The 776-nt window shown below is 62.8% G+C and carries 1 pseudogene; it reads right to left on the bottom strand.

Annotated features, from left to right (window positions below):
- A pseudogene (locus EJK91_RS21440) lies at window positions 1-776 on the bottom strand (type I glutamate--ammonia ligase); the annotation flags it as partial.

Raw genomic sequence — 776 nt, 5'->3', positions numbered from 1 at the left:
TTGGGGTTGGTGCCGGTGATCGGGATGCGCACGCAGGCTGAGCGGTTGCGCTGGCTGTAGACCAGGTTGATCGGTGCTTCGTAGCCCGGGACCAGACGCTTGTAGGAGTTGATGGTGGGGTTGGTGAACGCCAGCAGGGAGGGCGCGTGGTGCAAGATGCCGCCGATGTAGTGGCGGGCGGTGTCGGAGAGTCCGGCGTAGCCGATCTCGTCGTAGAACAATGGTTCGCCGTCTTGCCATACCGATTGGTGAACATGCATGCCGGAGCCATTGTCGCCGAACAAAGGCTTGGGCATGAAGGTGACGGTCTTGCCGTGTGCCCAGGCGGTGTTCTTGATGATGTATTTGAACAGCATCAAATCGTCGGCGGCGTGCAGCAGGGTGTTGAACTTGTAGTTGATCTCGGTTTGCCCGCCGGTGCCGACCTCGTGGTGGCCGCGTTCGACGGTGAAGCCGGCGTTGGTGAGGTTGGTSGACATGGCGTCGCGCAGATCGACGTATTGATCGGYGGGGGCGACGGGGAAGTAGCCGCCTTTGGGGCGGACTTTGTAGCCGAGGTTGGGGCTGCCGTCGGCTTCGGTGGTGCGGCCGGTGTTCCACCAGCCGGCGACCGAGTCCACTTTGTGGAAGGAGCCGTTGATCGTGGAGTCGAAGCTCACGGAGTCGAAGATGTAGAACTCGGCTTCGGCGCCGAAGTAGGCGGTGTCGGCGATGCCGGTGCTGGTGAGGTAGCTCTCGGCCTTGCGGGCGATGTTGCGCGGGTCGCGGGAGTAGGG

The sequence above is a fragment of the Mycobacterium sp. P7213 genome (assembly GCF_900604305.1).
GTDB lineage: Bacteria > Actinomycetota > Actinomycetes > Mycobacteriales > Mycobacteriaceae > Mycobacterium.
This window is presented reverse-complemented; position numbering and strand designations above follow the sequence as displayed.